Source organism: Nitritalea sp., from assembly GCF_054166705.1.
The window spans coordinates 293,520-308,237 of the sequence record NZ_JBSZCV010000008.1; the positions used below are offsets into that span (position 1 = coordinate 293,520).

The window sequence follows — 14,718 nt, forward strand, 5'->3', positions numbered from 1 at the left end:
CGTATACTGAAGTAGTTATGTTAGCAATTAAAGAAGTTTTTCACGCCGAATATGTTACCTTACAGCTATCTGGAGAGATAGATGCGAGTAACTCCGTACTTTTAGATGAGGCGATAAAGCAAGCCATAAATGGAAAACACCAGAAAATACTCATCGATGCTACTGGCCTTACGTATATCAGCTCCGCTGGGCTAGGGGTTTTTATGTCCTATCTAGAGGTGTTTGAGGAAAAAAACATCTACTTCGCACTCTATGGGCTCAGCCCAGCAGTGTTTCAGGTATTCCAAATCCTGGGGCTCGATCAGCTTCTTACCATCACCGGCAGTGCAGAGGAGGCACTACAGACATCGTAATGGGGGCGCATGTTTTCACATTGCATAAAGGCCTAGATCAGTTAGGTGAGCTTCGCGGTTTTATTCGGAGCCAGTTAGCGCGTACCCCGATGAAAGAAGAAAAACAGATGATGGTGGTACTCGCCATAGAAGAGGTCTGCGCAAATCTTATCATCCATGAATTTAAACAGCGAGATGGAGAGAGCATCGTCGTGAGCATCCGAAATACGGATAAAAAAATCATCTTTGAGATTAAAAATAGAGGGGGCAGCTTTAACATGCTGGAGTACCAAGAACCTAACTTACGCGAAGTGAAGGCGAGCAAGCGTAAAGGAGGAATGGGAATAGCATTAATAAAACGTATCATCGATCACATCGAATACGACATTTCTCCCGAGTACAATACGTGTAGACTAATCAAGGTTCTCGATTAATTTTCTCATTAAACACTTTACTTTAAGCATTTTTAACCCTTTTTGTACTCAATAATTCGTAACATTGTGTTTGAATTGAGTAAGATCATGATGAAGGGTAGATTCCTCGTTTTAATTGTTTTACTGATAGGATCGGCATGTGTGAGCAGGCCGACGAATAGCAGCGCGGAGAACGAAGAAATTCCTGCGGTACCGCTCTTAACGGTGGACGGCAGAGAGGTTTTTTCGGACGAATTTTTATGGGTGCTAGAATCAGGCTCGGCGACCTCTCAAGATCCTGACACCTTCGGTGAAGAGCTACAGACGTTTATCGATTTTCAGTTGAAGGTATCTGAAGCACTCGCTTTAGGGCTCGATCAAACAGAGGCATTTCAGGCAGAATATGAAAGTCTGAAAGAAGAGCTGGTGCGCCCCTTTTTAATCGAAAGTAGCCTACGGGAAGGTGAGGTGAAGAAATCGTATGACCGCATGCAGGAAGTGGTGGCTGCCAGTCACATTTTAATTCAGTTTCCGCCTGCTGCTTCCCAGGAGGATAGTCTGGCCGTCCTACGCATGACGTTACAGCTGAAAGAACGAGCGGAAAATGGAGAAGATTTTAATGCATTAGCCGCTACTTACTCAGAAGATCCTTCAGCGAGCGAAAACAAAGGCCGCCTGGGTTACTTTACGGCTTTGCAGATGGTATATCCTTTCGAAGATGCTGCCTATAATCTGCAAATTGGCCAAATTTCAGACCCTGTTCTTACTAATTTTGGCTATCACTTGATACGGGTAGAAGACCGAAAGCCTAACCCCGGGCAGATTCAGGTAAGTCACATCCTTTTGCGCAGCCGCGCAAATGACCCTGTGCAGGAGGAACGAGCACTTCGACGTGCTGAAGAAATATATCTGGCTTTAGAAGAAGATCCTTCCCGCTGGGAAAACTTGGTGGAGACCTATTCAGATGATCCAGGGAGTAAGCAAAACGGAGGGCGTTTACCCTTTATTAGTTTAGGGTCACTGGTACCTGAATTTGAGCGGGCGGCCTTCAACTTACAGGAGATCGGAGCCATTAGCTTACCTGTTCGAAGTAGCTTCGGGTTTCACATTATCCGTTTAGAGGATAAAAAGCCCCTTGCTCCTTTGGAAGAAATGGAAGCGGAGATTTTGTCCAAGATTTTGCGCGATACACGCTCTAATTTGGTCCGCGAACAGACGATGGCGATTCAGAAGTCACGTTTCAACTGGGTGGAGAACGCCAGCTTTTCGGCCTATCTAAATCAATCATTCAATGAAATGGGGCGTGAGCGTTTTTTGTCGCACATCCGTGAAGAGCTAAGCTTGCAGGATTCTGTTTTGTTTACGATCGGTGGAAATAGTTATCGCTTGCAGGATTTCGTCCAATATGTAGGTGATAACCCTCGTGCGCGTCCTTCGGGAACGAAAAACACTTTCGAGGTCTGGGAGGAAGGTTTTTTAAAACAAAGGCTAGACGCCTATGAAAGAAGCTACCTAGAAGCGACCCACCCCTCCTACCGGCAGCAGTTAACCGCTTATCGGTCGGGGATTTTAATGTTTTCGCTTATGAATGAGCGTGTTTGGCAGAAGGGAATAAATGATGATGCGGGCTTGAAGCGTTTTTATGAGGAGCATCAGGACGACTACATGTGGCCCAGCAGAAAAGAAGTGGTGCGCGTATATGAAGTACTTCCCGCCTATGAGGCACGGATAAAGAAATTTCTACAAGATAAGCCTGTGAATGCAGCACTCTTGGATAGGCTCGAGAACACCTATTTACTTGAAGAGCCTAATGCTTTTAAAATGGAGCTCATTTTACTGGAGGAGCATCACCCCTGGCTTTTGGGCAGGGAGGCGCGACAGGTATTTCGGAACGAAGCAGGCATCTTTAAGGTGGGGCAGCAAGTAAGTTCTACGCCTAAAAAGCTAGAGGAGACTCGAGGACCGCTCATCCGAGATTACCAAGCGCATTTAGAACAGGAAATGCTGGAGGAGGTGCGTAAGAAGTATGCTGTAGAAGTTAATGCGAGCGAGCTCGATCGCTTAAAAGCCCTTCGGTACCCAGATGAAAATTAAACGACAGCCCATTCTACTCCTGCTGCTGCTCCTTCTCAGCAGCTGTGATCTTTTTCGGTTAAAATCAGACGAAAACGAAGAGATAAATCCTAAATTAGCGGAGGTGGGCAATCAAGTTTTACGTATGGACGATGTGCGTTTTCTCTATAAAACGCCCCTATCCACTATGGATAGCAGCCAGCTACTGGAAGCCTACGTAAAAAGCTGGGTAAAGAAGCAGTTGATGATAGCTGAAGCGAGCCAAAGCGTCAAGATAGATGAGGCAGAAGTGAACCGAAAGCTTCTGGACTACAGGTACGCCTTGCTGGTATATGAGCTAGAGCGTCAGTTTGTAGAAAAGAATTTGGATAAAAGCATCCAATTGGAAGAGGTAGAAGCCTATTATGCGGCGAATAAGGAAAACTTTATCTTGAAAGATGCTATCTTACGCGTGCAGTATTTTAAGGTAGCGAAGGGTAACGATCGGGCGATCAAAAAAATCCTTTCTTTAGTCGGAAAAGAAGACGAAAAAAGTTTGTCGGAGCTTCGCGATGTAGCCCTGAACAGCACGGTGACGCACTTTGTGGAGACGAATAGCTGGATAAAGTGGGGGGAATTAGCTGCTGGCACTCCTTTAGAAACAGCCTCGAATGTAAACAATGTACTCCGTAGACCGGGGACATTAGAGTTTGAAGACGAAGATTACGCGTACATTTTCCATGTTTTGGAATATAAATTGTACGATGAATATCCACCGATGGAATTTGTGGAAGCAGAGATTCGCAAGATTCTCCAGACAAAACGCCAGGCGGCCTTAGTGGAGCAGCTGGAGCGTGAGATTTATGAAAGAGCACTTGAAAAAAAGGAATTTAAGATTTATGAGTAAGCATGTGAAAACACTGGGATTACTTCTCTTTTTATGTTTAGGGCATTTTGCGTTACAAGCGCAAGAGGAAGAAAAAAAGGAAGAAAAACCAGCGACCAGGCCTTCGGGGCAAGTGATCGACAGGATTGTAGCTAAGGTGAATAATTATATTATTTTGGAATCTGAGGTGCAGCGAGCTTTTTTAGAAGCGATCGCGAGTAACCAAGACGGATTCGAAACCCCCTCTCGCTGTGACATCTTCGAATCTCTACTGATCAATAAGTTGATGGTTGCTAAAGCAGAACTTGATTCCGTGGAAGTAAATGATGCAGAGGTGATTTTCGAGGCGGATCAGCGTTTTTCGATGGCACTTCAGCAAATCGGTGGCGATGAAGACATGCTGGTGGAGGTTTACGGAAAAACCGCTGACCAGCTGAAGAACGAAATTCAGGCCTCTATAAAGGAGCAAATGATTATTGGTCGTATGCAGCGACGGATCACAGAAGATTTACGCGTATCCCCTGCAGAGGTGAGGCGATTTTATAACTCCATTCCTCGGGATTCTTTACCCCTATTCTCGAAAGAGGTAACCGTGGGCCAAATCGTTAAAGAGCCGATCGTATCGCGCGAGATAAAAGATAAGATTGCCGCTCAGCTTATGTTGTTTAAAGAACAGATTCTGAACGGGGAAAAGACCTTCGCTGAGCTGGCTAGGGAATATTCCGAGGATCCGATGTCTGCCATTCAAGGTGGTGATTTAGGGTTTTTCAGAAGGGGTGAGCTCGCCCCAGAATACGAGGCTACAGCGCTTGGGCTTAAGCAGGGGGAGATTTCTGATCCCGTGGAGACCATGTTTGGTTTTCATATGATCCAACTGCTAGAAAGAAGGGGAAATTCATTTAACACGCGTCACATTCTGATCCGTCCACAGCCTTCCGATGCTGATATCGCACGCACGGAACGGTTTTTAGATAGCTTACGGACTGAGATAGAGGCGGGTAAAATCACCTTTGCTAAAGCGGCAAAAGAGCACTCCGATGATCGGGAAACGTCAGATAACGGCGGATTCTTTTCAGATCCAGGCTCCGGGGCGAACCGGCTGACACTACGTACGCTGGATGATCCGGTTTTATATTTCACGATCGATTCCATGAAAGTGGGTACGATGACGAAACCGATGCGCTTCGAAGACCCTAGAGCAGGTATCAAGGTAAGGATGCTTTATTTTAAAGAAAGTTTTCCGGCCCATCGCGCCAACTTGAATGATGACTATGAAAAGCTTAAAGAAGCGACACGCCGAAAAAAGCAAGATGAGATGCTCAGCAAATGGTTTCTGACGGCGAAGGAAGATGTTTTTATCGATATAGACCCTGCCTACGACCGGTGCAATGCACTAGGAGATAAGTAAGAAAGACCTATACGCCAAAAAAGCCTCTACAGGATTTGTCCCTGTAGAGGCTTTTTTGTTATTAAACATCGGATAGGCTCGACAGGCTAAACGAGCTTGCCAAACTGATGTAAAAACCGAATGTCATTTTCAGTAAAAAGCCTCAGATCCTTAATCTGATAACTGAGCATGGCGATACGTTCGATTCCCATCCCGAAGGCAAAGCCCGTGTACTGCTGCGGATCGATACCGGAAGCTGCCAAAACGTTCGGGTCTACCATGCCCGAACCACCGATTTCTACCCAGCCGGTTCCTTTGCATACATTACAGCCTTCCCCTCCACATAGCTGACAGCTGATATCGATTTCCGCACTCGGCTCTGTGAAAGGAAAGAAGGAAGGGCGGAAACGCACCTTGGTAGAGGCGCCGAACATCTCTTTCGCAAAGTGGTAGAGCGTATTTTTCAGGTCTCGGAAACCTACATTTTTATCGATGTAAAGCCCTTCAACCTGATGGAAAATACAATGTGCACGTGCGGAAATCGCTTCGTTTCGATACACCCTCCCTGGAGAAAGAGTTCGAATAGGGGGGCGCTCGTTTTCCATGACCCGAACTTGTACCGAGCTAGTATGTGTGCGTAGCGCTATATCTGGATTCTTTTCTATAAAAAAAGTATCCTGCATCTCTCGTGCTGGGTGGTTTTCAGGGAAGTTTAAGGCCGAAAAGTTATGCCAGTCGTCTTCTATTTCTGGCCCCTCGGATAGATTGAACCCGATGCGCTCGAAAATGGAAATAATTTTTCTACGGGTGGCAGTAAGCGGATGTACTGCTCCCGAAGGAGTAAGAACAGGAGGTAATGTCAAATCGAAGGCCGCTTGTTTCGCTCCTGAGTTTCCAGCTTCTAACTCTTCTATTAGCGCCTTAAACTTGACTTCAGCCGCCTCCTTTACCTCGTTTATAAGTTGACCATAGGCTTTTTTTTCCTCATTTGGAACAGTACGCATGGTCGCAAACAGCTCCCCTACGACACTTTTTTTACTTATAAAACGCATGCGATAGGCTTCTAGCTCCTGCGCATCCTTGGCAGTAGCAGCAGCTATGGCAGCTTTAACCTCTTCTATCTTCTCTGTATTCATGTAAATTATGCGATGCTAGCACAAATCTAAAGCTTTCTGACGTGAATGAAAATATTTTAAAGCGTAAATAGCGCCCTCCTAGCTTTAGCCTAATCGCTAATTCCTAGGCGAAGCCGTCACAAAAAGGAAAAGAGCGGCAGCATCCCACACAGCACTATTTTTCTATCTTTTCAGTGGAAATAGTAGATTTTTTACTACGCTTTACATCTAAGCGATAAAGTACCTGCGTATATCTTCCCAAATCTAAAACAACTATTATCATGAAAAAGCTTTCATTTTCGTTTTTAATTGTGGCTATAGCCTTTTTAACCACATTTAATTCCGCCATGGCACAGAAAGAGAAAACAGTAGAAGTAGGTGGTGCACCGATGTATCCTTCTAAGAATATCGTAGAGAATGCGGTAAACTCTAAGGATCATACGACATTAGTAGCTGCTGTTCAAGCTGCCGGCTTAGTAGATGTTCTACAGTCAGACGGTCCTTTCACTGTTTTCGCTCCAACAAACGCTGCCTTCGGAAAACTTCCTGAGGGAACAGTAGAAACACTTGTGAAGCCTGAAAGCAAGGATTTACTAACGGCCATTTTAACCTACCACGTCGTAGCAGGGAAATTCGGATCTGCTGAAATCGCTGACGCGATCAAAAAAGGAAATGGAAAAGCTACCTTCACTACCGTACAGGGTGGAAAACTAAGTGCGGAGATGAAAGGCAAAGACCTTATCTTAACAGATGAGAATGGCGGAGCATCTAAAGTAACGATCAAAGATGTTTTCCAGTCTAATGGTGTTATCCACGTGATCGACACCGTGGTAACTCCAGCTATGTAAGCTGTACATAGTGTATTAAAAGCAAAGGCTGCCTCTCGAGGCAGCCTTTTGTATGTCAAGTTATTTTTTCTTATTTACCAAGAACGTCCACCGGTAAAAGGAGGTCTTCCTCCGCCAAATGGGCTTTGTGCAGGCTGACGCGTAGGGGCTTTAAAATTACCGATGTTGTAGGTGAAGTTAAGTAGACCATAGCGGGTCAAGACACGAGTAAAGGTATCTGTAACGGAAATATCGTTTACCTCACGAGCAATAGCTTGGTTTTGACCTAAAAGGTCAAAGATAATCAAGCGCAATTCTCCCCGATTTTCTTTCAAGAAACGATAGCCAAACTCAATATTCCATAACCAAACAGACTGATCAAGTCCTTCAGATAAACCACGAAATAAGGAATTATTTACCACGTTCGACACGTATAGCTTTCCGTTATTTGGTGAATAATACAAACGGATATTGGAGTTCTGGATATAGAAGTTATTATTCAGGTTTTGCTGCAAGCTACTGTTTACAATCGTATAGGTACCCGAAGTTCCGATCGTGAAATCTACATCTTTACTGATATTAGAAGTTAAGGTAATGCCCTGCGTCAGATCGATGTTATCGTTCGTGTTACGCTCTCCATTTATCAAACCCGGGGTACGATTAAAGGAAACACTGGTATTAGAGTTAAACTGAGATTTCAACTTTTTAATCGGCGAGCCGAAGGTCGTAAACAAACGTGAGCGGATTTGACCATCTAAGTTGACAGGCTGGATTAATTGCCCGCCAGGGCGAAGAGGCACTTCTCCATTTATAAGCGTATCACGCCTTACGACTGTGGTGCTGCTCCCGATAAAATCTTCTGTCACAGAGGCAAATAAGAATACAAAGAAGGTGCGTGACTTTTCGATATTGATTTTACTGTAATTGGCGAACACATTATGCGTAAATGCTTGGCCCAAGTCAGGGTTACCTACACGAAGTAAAAGTGGATTGCTGTTATCGATAACATTTTGGAGCTGGTTGACACTAGGCTCATTCGTAGAGGTTCGGTAGCGGATTCGCAAGCTATTGCCTTTTTCTCGGTTACGGTACTGAGCGTTTACTTGTGGGAGGAAATTACTAAAAGACTGATTGAATACGCGTTCTGTGGGAAATAGGCTTTCATTATCTTGTACGGCGTACTGGTAATCTAAAGATGCATTTATATTCCATTTCCCTGCATTGAAGCGAAGGCCCGCGCTAGGTCGCTGCACGACAAATCGGTTATCGAACACGTTACTTAGAGCTGTGTCTAAAACCATGATCCCGATTTCCGGCTCTAGCGCGAAGGTCTGTTGATCGGCGGAGGTTTTATTATTCGCCACCTGATAGGAAAGTGTCAATAAAGACTTCTCTCCCAAAGTTTCTGTAAACTGCACGGTGGCTCTATAGTTAAAGCCTTCCGTCAAACCAATCGTCTCTTGGTTCAGGGTGTCGCGTATGTCTCGAACGAAGTCCGTATTGCGCGCAATAAGCTCATCGAGTTGATCACGCTGATTAAATGCCGTGAAGATGGTCGTCGATAAAGTTCTTCCACGCTTATCGAACTTGTAGCGGTATACTAAATTATTCGAAACATTATAGCTGGTGTTTTTATTATCCGTCACACTCCGTAAGCCAGAAAGTGGGCTTAAATCACCCGCTGAATTTAATGCTTCTCGATCACCTAAATTAAAATTCTGAGAAAAACGGATATTCGGAGTGGATATAATCGCGTGGCGCTCATTTATGTCATACTCTAGACGCGCATTCACACGATGGTTATTGCTTCTGGAATTATTTAAAAGTGTTTCTTCATAAAACTGACGATCATTGCCTCCTAAGATAAGCTCTCTATTCGTCAGTCTCAATAGATTATTCGCACTGTTATTAAAGAAGTAGCTGGCGGTAAGATTCGCTTTCTCTCCTAATCGATCGCTGTAGTTAACACCTATCGAGTTCGTGGTGATGATTCCATTATCATTCGATGCCCCGAAAGGATTATTTCCTCCACGGCCACCGCCTCCACCGCCGACACCACCGAGGTCTTCTGAAGCGAAGTTCTGCTGGTTGATGTTATTAAACAAGCCGATCACGGAGATACGTCGGGTACCTTTAAAGAAGTTGATATTTCCTCCCGTGCTGTAGCGATCATCTGTTCCATAGCCGCCATAGACGCGCCCGAAAACTCCCTGACGGCGATCTTCACGCAAGACAATATTAATGGTTCGGGAGTAATTTCCATCGTCAAAGCCCGTCAAACGACTCTGATCGTTTTGCTGATCCAGGATCTCTACGCGATCGATCACATCAGCCGGCAGATTTCGAAGAGCTAAAAAAGGATCCGATCCGAAAAATTCACGGCCATCCACGAGCACCTTTTGTACATTTTCTCCACGAGCTTGAATCTGCCCATTCTGAATCGTTACCCCTGGGAGCTTCCGGATAAGGTCTTCCGCTTCAGCATTTTCGCGGGTTTTAAAGGCACTGGCACTGAAGGAGGTTGTATCTCCCCGCACCTCTCCCACGTACACTTGGCCTTCTACGACCACCTCCCCGAGGACTTTACTGTCTTCTTTCAAGACGATTTCACCTAATTCTAAGCCATCGCGAATGCCTAAGACCTTCTCGAAGCGCTCATAGCCGATAAAAGAAATGCTTAATTTCACTTCTCTCACCCATGGCCGCTGAATACTGAACTCCCCGTTCGCACCCGTCACAGTACTTACCAGTAAGGAATCCTCCATGGATCGAATGATTACATTCGCTCCTATCAAGCCCTCCTTTGTCCCCTCTTCGAGAACCTTTCCTGTCATAAAAAGTGCGCGTCCTTGGCCTTGCCTTTGGCCCTGAGCCTGAACTCCTTGAAGCACGAAAAATAAGAGCAATACGCCCCAAGCATAGTAGATTTTTTTCACCTTGATCGTAATTATAACATGTGATGATTAGACCAAAGTGACCTATAAAAGTTTAATCGAGCAGCTAACTTCGTGTTAAACCCTTAAATTATATCCATAATCGGTAGAAAGTTGATGTAAAAATTTTGCCCAAAGGGCGGCTTACAAAGAAATTTTTAGACCAGTTTGGACTTTAGAGCTGGATAATTTATCCCCATGTGGCTTTCATGGTACAGCACCTTTCCATCACGCAGTACCAGCACCTGGGGAGAGGCATGCTCGATGCCAAGTTGCTGAGCGACAGCGTTCGAAATCTCCCGAAACTGAATGAGGTCGAGAAAGTAAGCATCCGCGATCTGATCATCCTCTGCCGACCAGTTGCGCTTCAGCCGATCCCATGCCATCGAACTGATAGAGCAGCGTGTACTGTGTTTAAAAATGACCACTGGCCGCTGCCGACTGCTTGATATAGCTTCCCTTAGATGCTCCGTATTCTGAAGAGACTTCCACATAAACCTTATACTTTGAGTTGAAAATGCATTTTAAATGCCGAAAGTTCCCGACCAGGGTTTTGGGGCGAGCCCCAAATCGAAAGCTCGAAAAGACATCAGGAAGAAACATTCCTGCCTTTCTCCAGAATTATGTAAATTTGGCATGATTTAAGTCCCTATATCGCATGCGCTTATCCTCTCTTTTGCTTTTCCTTCTTTTCATGGCTTCCTGTAGAAGCTTTCAGCCTGATCCACAGTTGCGTAACGGCCCTACCCAGCCGGCTCCTGAACGTACGAGCTTTCTAGCGGTGCCAGCTACCCTGGATGCGAAGGAAATGGCTGCCTTTTTGGGGACCGCCTTGCCTCCTGTAGTGGATGCAGCACTGCCTTTAGATGAAGGCATCGTGGGTGACTTTCGGATCACCATTTTAGATGCGGCTGAAGTCAGGGTCAGCGATGAGGCACATTTACAGGTGAAACTCCCCATAAATTTAACAGGAAAAGTGCAAGTAGAGCGGAGGGTTTTCGGCCAAATGGTACAGACTAGCGTGCCTATAAATGAAAATTTAGCCCCTGAAGTGCGTTTTACCCCCAGTATCGACAGCGATTATGGTCTGCAGCTAGCGGATGTAAGCCTTCTAAGCCTAAATGGACGTCTTCGAGTAAATGTCCTGGGCTTTCAGATTAATATTGAGCCTTTTGTAAAGGGAGAATTGGAGCGGCAGCTCCAAAGTCCACGCCTGCTGGACCTACTCGGTGGCTTTTCCCTCGCTCCTATCCTAGAAAATGCGCTTCAGGGATTCCTTTCCGGTATACCCTTACCCATTCCGGAGCTCGAAGGCCAAATCATCCAGCCTACCCTTACCAGCATGGCACACCGACTTCGCTTAAATCCTGAGGAAAATCAGTTAGAACTGGATCTACTCGTGGAGGCACAAGTACGTACCGCCCCTGCCAATGCTCGTGCAAGAAGACCGTCTGAGAAGCTCCCCCCGCTGAAAATGTTAGAGCGCCCCCTGCCCACTGAAAGCACCCTGTTTTTACCTATACAGGTCCCTTACACTGCTTTAGAAGGGCCCCTACAAGCAGAAGTCCTAAATAAAGGCTTCCGCGTTAACCGAAAGAATACCGTTATTCCGCGTAAGATCAAAGCGGTGAGTTACGATGCACGCACTTTATTAGAAGTCGACGCCGAGGTCCAAAAATCCGATGGCAGCAGTGTTCCAGGCACCTTTTTCTTCCTAGGCGACCTCGGCTTTTCGCCCGAGGAACTGGAAATTCGCTTCGAAAATATTCAGTCCGGCGTAGAAATAGACGATGCCACTATTCGCACCGGTGTACGGCTGCGCCAAAATAAGCTGCGCAGAAACCTACAAGCGCGTAGTAGGCTATCGCTACAGGAGCCCATCGCCGAAGTGGAGCGCATGCTCGAAAATCGTTTGCAGGAAAATAGCACGCTACTCCAGGGAGCCTCTTTCACGCGGATTCGCCTAGCGGACATGCAGTTTTTTCCTCAGGAAAACGGTATAGAGGCGCAAATGGAAATCAGTACTGCCATCAAGCGCTTCCCGATACGCTTATCCCTGTATTAGCGTGCCTAAGGTGCGGATACCCTTCTTTTTCGCCAACTGCAAAAGCTGCTGCAGAAGACGTGCGGTGGCTAATGCATCTCCTCCGGCCGTATGACGGTCTTCGGTAGGAACCCCATAGCGTGCGCAAACGGCATCTAATGTGTAGTGTCCTTTTTTAGCTGTGTGCACATCGAAAAAAGGGCCTTCCTCCAAACGTGCGGCCAGGTACATCGTATCTAATCGAGGGTTTGTTAGACGCCTCAGCCCAAAGGGGCGCAGCGCTTTTTCGAGCATGGCGATATCGAAAGCCACATGATGCCCGACAAGTACTGTTTGGCTCAGCTGCGGGAGCACTGCCCGTGCAAAATGATGTAATGGAGTGGGGTTCACTGCCTGAATCAAGCCATGCACTTCGATAGACTCGCGTACACCTTTCGGGCTTTTTAGGTAAAATTCCAGACTGTCTTCCAGTCGGATCGCAGCCTGCTGTAGCCGTACCGAACCGAAAGAAAGTATATAATCATCGGTAGGGTTAAGGCCTGTCGTTTCCGTATCAAAAACAAAGAAGGGAATACGTTCCAGAGGCTGTTCGCGAGCGATCGGCTGCTGACGCTGCGCCTGCTCATAGGCGAGGACTACATCTGCCTTGGGCAGTGATCGACCGAAAAGTGTGGCAAAAAAATCTCGAAATTTGTCCTGCATCAGCCGTTAAAATAATCCGTTTGGAACCTTACCTTAAGAATCTTTTGTACTTCTTCGATGGGAACGAAAGTATTTTTCAGCAGTTGCCGCTGCAACTTTCCCAGGCTGCTAGGTGCCAAGTAGCGCCCCGAGCTGGCATTTGCAAGCCCATTTAGGGCGCGCATACGGATCAGGATTTCGTACGCCTTACCCGCTTCTCGGTAGGTTTCGGCATGCTTTGGCTCAAGCTGGGCCAGTTTTTCAAAACGCTTGAAGGTATTATTTATCCCGACCACATGATGCTGCAGTACCAGCGTTCGGGCAGCATCCGCCAGTGGCATCATCGCCCGCAGTTTGATATCGAACTTATCCTGATGTTCGCCCGACTTCTCTACGATGAAGTTACGGAAAAACCCTAAGGGCGGTGGATTAAGGAGTGCATTCTTAGCGAGAAAGTTCATAAAGAGCCCATTCGCTTTTATCTCACTATATATGTGTTCGGAAAGTTGTCGGCTCAGCTCCCGAGAACCATAGACGCATCTAAAATCAAAAAAAATGGTGGCATGCATCACCGCTTTTTGGCTGGGCGAAGTAATCCAGCGGCTGAAATAGCTTTTCCATTTCGCTAGGGACACGCACCACTGCGGATTCGAGGCCATCATATCTGCGGGACAGCGCTGAAAGCCGCAGCGCTCGAGGATCTCGATAAGCTGTTCGGCAAGCGCTAAGAAATAAGGTTGTACTTCTTCCTCTTTTTTGCCGGCAGGCAGATCATACACTAGGGCATTATCCAGATCGGTACGCAGCAGCTGTTCCTCTCTGCCCTCACTCCCTAAGGATAAAAACGCAAAGCGAAGCTCTTCCATACCGGGAAAGTCCTCGCGTAGCTTTTTCTGTGCGATCTGGATGCCACGCTTGAGGATTACATCATTTATTTCAGATATAATATTGGTTACAAAATCGATGGCTACTTCATTTTCGAGATAATAGCGTAAGAGTTTTTCGGCTTGCTCCCGGATTTTGGCCATTTCGGCCACATCGAAAGTATTCATCAGGGCATGAATGAGTACGGCTGGGCTATTTCCCTGCGCCAGCAGAATGTCATGATCGGAAACCAAGCCTGCGATAGGACTCTGAGCTGTTCCGTCAGCGGTAAAAATTAGATGATGGAGACGATGCTTGAGCATGGTGAGGTATACCTCGGAGAAGCTACTTCCTGTTTTTAGCGTCATGACAGGCTGGGTCATGGCCTTCGAGATGGGCAGGTCCGGGCTAAGTGAGGCGGCCACTACTCTTCTTCTCAGGTCTTTATCGGTAAGGATCCCTACAGGCAAGCCTTTTTCATTCGCGATAACGATCGAGCTTACATCTGCAGCCGTCATGCGGGCGGCAGCTTCGCGGATGGAGGTGTCAGCCGTACAGGTGAGGACTTCTCGGGTGTAAGAGAAGCTGGACTTTCCTGTAAAAATAAAGAGACCAGTATCGTTACTTGCTTCCTTAAAGGTGGAGCGGGCTACTTGTGCCTGCGATAGATCTCTTCTGACGACTACCTGTCCGGAGGCGAAGCCTGCCGCAAAGTAAAGTGCTACACGTGAATTTTCTTCTAAAAGTTTTTCAAAGTAGGAAACTGGAAGTGCATAGACGAGAGAGCTCTCTAATACCTCGGCTTGCAGTGTGTAGGGTCTTTTTCCGATGAGCGCCATGACGCCGAAGACGTCACCTTCGTCACAGGTTTCGATAATGGCTTGTTCGGTCGGATTAATGAGGTTTACAGAACCTTCTCGTAGGACATAAAAATGATTGGCTGGTTTATCCCCAGCTTTAAACACGAAATCTCCCGCTTCGAAAAACTTGATCTCGGCTTTACTGGCCAGAGTTTCCAGGGCTGCTGCTCCAATAAAAGAAAAGGGCGGGAAGAGTTTTAGGAATTCAGCGACGCGCTGGACGATTACATTCGCCATGAGGAGGTATTGTTCGTGGGTAAAACGTCATGTAGAAAAGGCTATGGAAAGAAAAGCCAAACACTTCCTTTCCAGGGAGGTTCGGCT

12 protein-coding genes are annotated in these 14,718 nt (G+C 46.4%); 7 read left to right on the forward strand and 5 right to left on the reverse strand.

Annotated features, from left to right (window positions below):
- Positions 1 to 17: 17 nt before the first annotated feature.
- The 5 genes from ACXIT9_RS05220 (at position 18) to ACXIT9_RS05240 (ending at position 5,091) form a co-directional block, all read left to right on the forward strand.
- Positions 18 to 353: an STAS domain-containing protein gene (locus ACXIT9_RS05220; protein ID WP_458055170.1), complete on the forward strand. Its 336-nt coding sequence runs from the start codon at positions 18 to 20 to the stop codon at positions 351 to 353.
- Entirely contained in the window at positions 353 to 766 is a 414-nt protein-coding gene (locus tag ACXIT9_RS05225) for an ATP-binding protein (RefSeq protein ID WP_458055171.1), read from the forward strand. Before ACXIT9_RS05220 ends, ACXIT9_RS05225 begins: the two co-directional genes overlap by 1 nt.
- An 87-nt stretch (positions 767 to 853) precedes the next feature.
- Positions 854 to 2,839: a peptidylprolyl isomerase gene (locus ACXIT9_RS05230; RefSeq protein WP_458055172.1), complete on the forward strand. Its 1,986-nt coding sequence runs from the start codon at positions 854 to 856 to the stop codon at positions 2,837 to 2,839.
- Entirely contained in the window at positions 2,829 to 3,704 is an 876-nt protein-coding gene (locus ACXIT9_RS05235; RefSeq protein WP_458055173.1) for a peptidyl-prolyl cis-trans isomerase, read from the forward strand. Before ACXIT9_RS05230 ends, ACXIT9_RS05235 begins: the two co-directional genes overlap by 11 nt.
- Positions 3,697 to 5,091 carry a peptidylprolyl isomerase gene (locus ACXIT9_RS05240; RefSeq protein WP_458055174.1) on the forward strand — a complete coding sequence of 465 codons (1,395 nt, stop codon included), beginning with the start codon at positions 3,697 to 3,699 and terminating at the stop codon, positions 5,089 to 5,091. Before ACXIT9_RS05235 ends, ACXIT9_RS05240 begins: the two co-directional genes overlap by 8 nt.
- Positions 5,092 to 5,177: 86 nt before the next feature.
- Here the strand turns inward: ACXIT9_RS05240 and pheS are convergent, their stop codons facing one another.
- A complete protein-coding gene (gene pheS / locus ACXIT9_RS05245; RefSeq protein WP_458055175.1) occupies positions 5,178 to 6,206 on the reverse strand; it encodes a phenylalanine--tRNA ligase subunit alpha in 1,029 nt (342 codons plus the stop codon).
- A gap of 260 nt (positions 6,207 to 6,466) precedes the next feature.
- On the opposite strand from pheS, the gene ACXIT9_RS05250 reads away from it, so the two are divergent.
- Positions 6,467 to 7,033 (forward strand): fasciclin domain-containing protein, encoded by a 567-nt coding sequence (locus ACXIT9_RS05250; RefSeq protein ID WP_458055176.1) that lies wholly within the window; start codon positions 6,467 to 6,469, stop codon positions 7,031 to 7,033.
- Between the two features lie 74 nt (positions 7,034 to 7,107).
- On the opposite strand, the gene ACXIT9_RS05255 is transcribed toward ACXIT9_RS05250, so the two are convergent.
- Entirely contained in the window at positions 7,108 to 9,948 is a 2,841-nt protein-coding gene (locus ACXIT9_RS05255) for an outer membrane beta-barrel protein (RefSeq protein ID WP_458055177.1), read from the reverse strand.
- A 155-nt stretch (positions 9,949 to 10,103) separates the two neighbouring features.
- Positions 10,104 to 10,439, reverse strand: coding sequence for a bacillithiol system redox-active protein YtxJ (ytxJ, locus tag ACXIT9_RS05260; RefSeq protein ID WP_458055178.1), 336 nt, complete (start codon positions 10,437 to 10,439; stop codon positions 10,104 to 10,106).
- A gap of 200 nt (positions 10,440 to 10,639) precedes the next feature.
- Between ytxJ and ACXIT9_RS05265 the strand changes: the two genes are divergently transcribed.
- Positions 10,640 to 12,010 (forward strand): DUF4403 family protein, encoded by a 1,371-nt coding sequence (locus ACXIT9_RS05265; protein ID WP_458055179.1) that lies wholly within the window; start codon positions 10,640 to 10,642, stop codon positions 12,008 to 12,010.
- Here ACXIT9_RS05265 and ACXIT9_RS05270 read toward each other — a convergent pair.
- Positions 11,996 to 12,691, reverse strand: coding sequence for a 3'-5' exonuclease (locus ACXIT9_RS05270; RefSeq protein WP_458055180.1), 696 nt, complete (start codon positions 12,689 to 12,691; stop codon positions 11,996 to 11,998). The two genes, ACXIT9_RS05265 and ACXIT9_RS05270, sit on opposite strands and share 15 nt — an antisense overlap.
- Complete coding sequence (locus tag ACXIT9_RS05275; RefSeq protein ID WP_458055181.1) at positions 12,691 to 14,631, reverse strand: DUF294 nucleotidyltransferase-like domain-containing protein; 1,941 nt, start codon at positions 14,629 to 14,631, stop codon at positions 12,691 to 12,693. Before ACXIT9_RS05275 ends, ACXIT9_RS05270 begins: the two co-directional genes overlap by 1 nt.
- Positions 14,632 to 14,718 lie beyond the last annotated feature (87 nt).

What these genes read in the sequence shown, in the direction of transcription:
- ACXIT9_RS05220 (WP_458055170.1), top strand. Translation starts at nt 18, where the DNA reads ATGTTAGCAATTAAAGAAGTTTTTCACGCCGAATATGTTACCTTACAG.
- ACXIT9_RS05225 (WP_458055171.1), top strand. Translation starts at nt 353, where the DNA reads ATGGGGGCGCATGTTTTCACATTGCATAAAGGCCTAGATCAGTTAGGT.
- ACXIT9_RS05230 (WP_458055172.1), top strand. Translation starts at nt 854, where the DNA reads ATGATGAAGGGTAGATTCCTCGTTTTAATTGTTTTACTGATAGGATCG.
- ACXIT9_RS05235 (WP_458055173.1), top strand. Translation starts at nt 2,829, where the DNA reads ATGAAAATTAAACGACAGCCCATTCTACTCCTGCTGCTGCTCCTTCTC.
- ACXIT9_RS05240 (WP_458055174.1), top strand. Translation starts at nt 3,697, where the DNA reads ATGAGTAAGCATGTGAAAACACTGGGATTACTTCTCTTTTTATGTTTA.
- pheS (WP_458055175.1), bottom strand. Translation starts at nt 6,206, where the DNA reads ATGAATACAGAGAAGATAGAAGAGGTTAAAGCTGCCATAGCTGCTGCT.
- ACXIT9_RS05250 (WP_458055176.1), top strand. Translation starts at nt 6,467, where the DNA reads ATGAAAAAGCTTTCATTTTCGTTTTTAATTGTGGCTATAGCCTTTTTA.
- ytxJ (WP_458055178.1), bottom strand. Translation starts at nt 10,439, where the DNA reads ATGTGGAAGTCTCTTCAGAATACGGAGCATCTAAGGGAAGCTATATCA.
- ACXIT9_RS05265 (WP_458055179.1), top strand. Translation starts at nt 10,640, where the DNA reads ATGGCTTCCTGTAGAAGCTTTCAGCCTGATCCACAGTTGCGTAACGGC.
- ACXIT9_RS05270 (WP_458055180.1), bottom strand. Translation starts at nt 12,691, where the DNA reads ATGCAGGACAAATTTCGAGATTTTTTTGCCACACTTTTCGGTCGATCA.
- ACXIT9_RS05275 (WP_458055181.1), bottom strand. Translation starts at nt 14,631, where the DNA reads ATGGCGAATGTAATCGTCCAGCGCGTCGCTGAATTCCTAAAACTCTTC.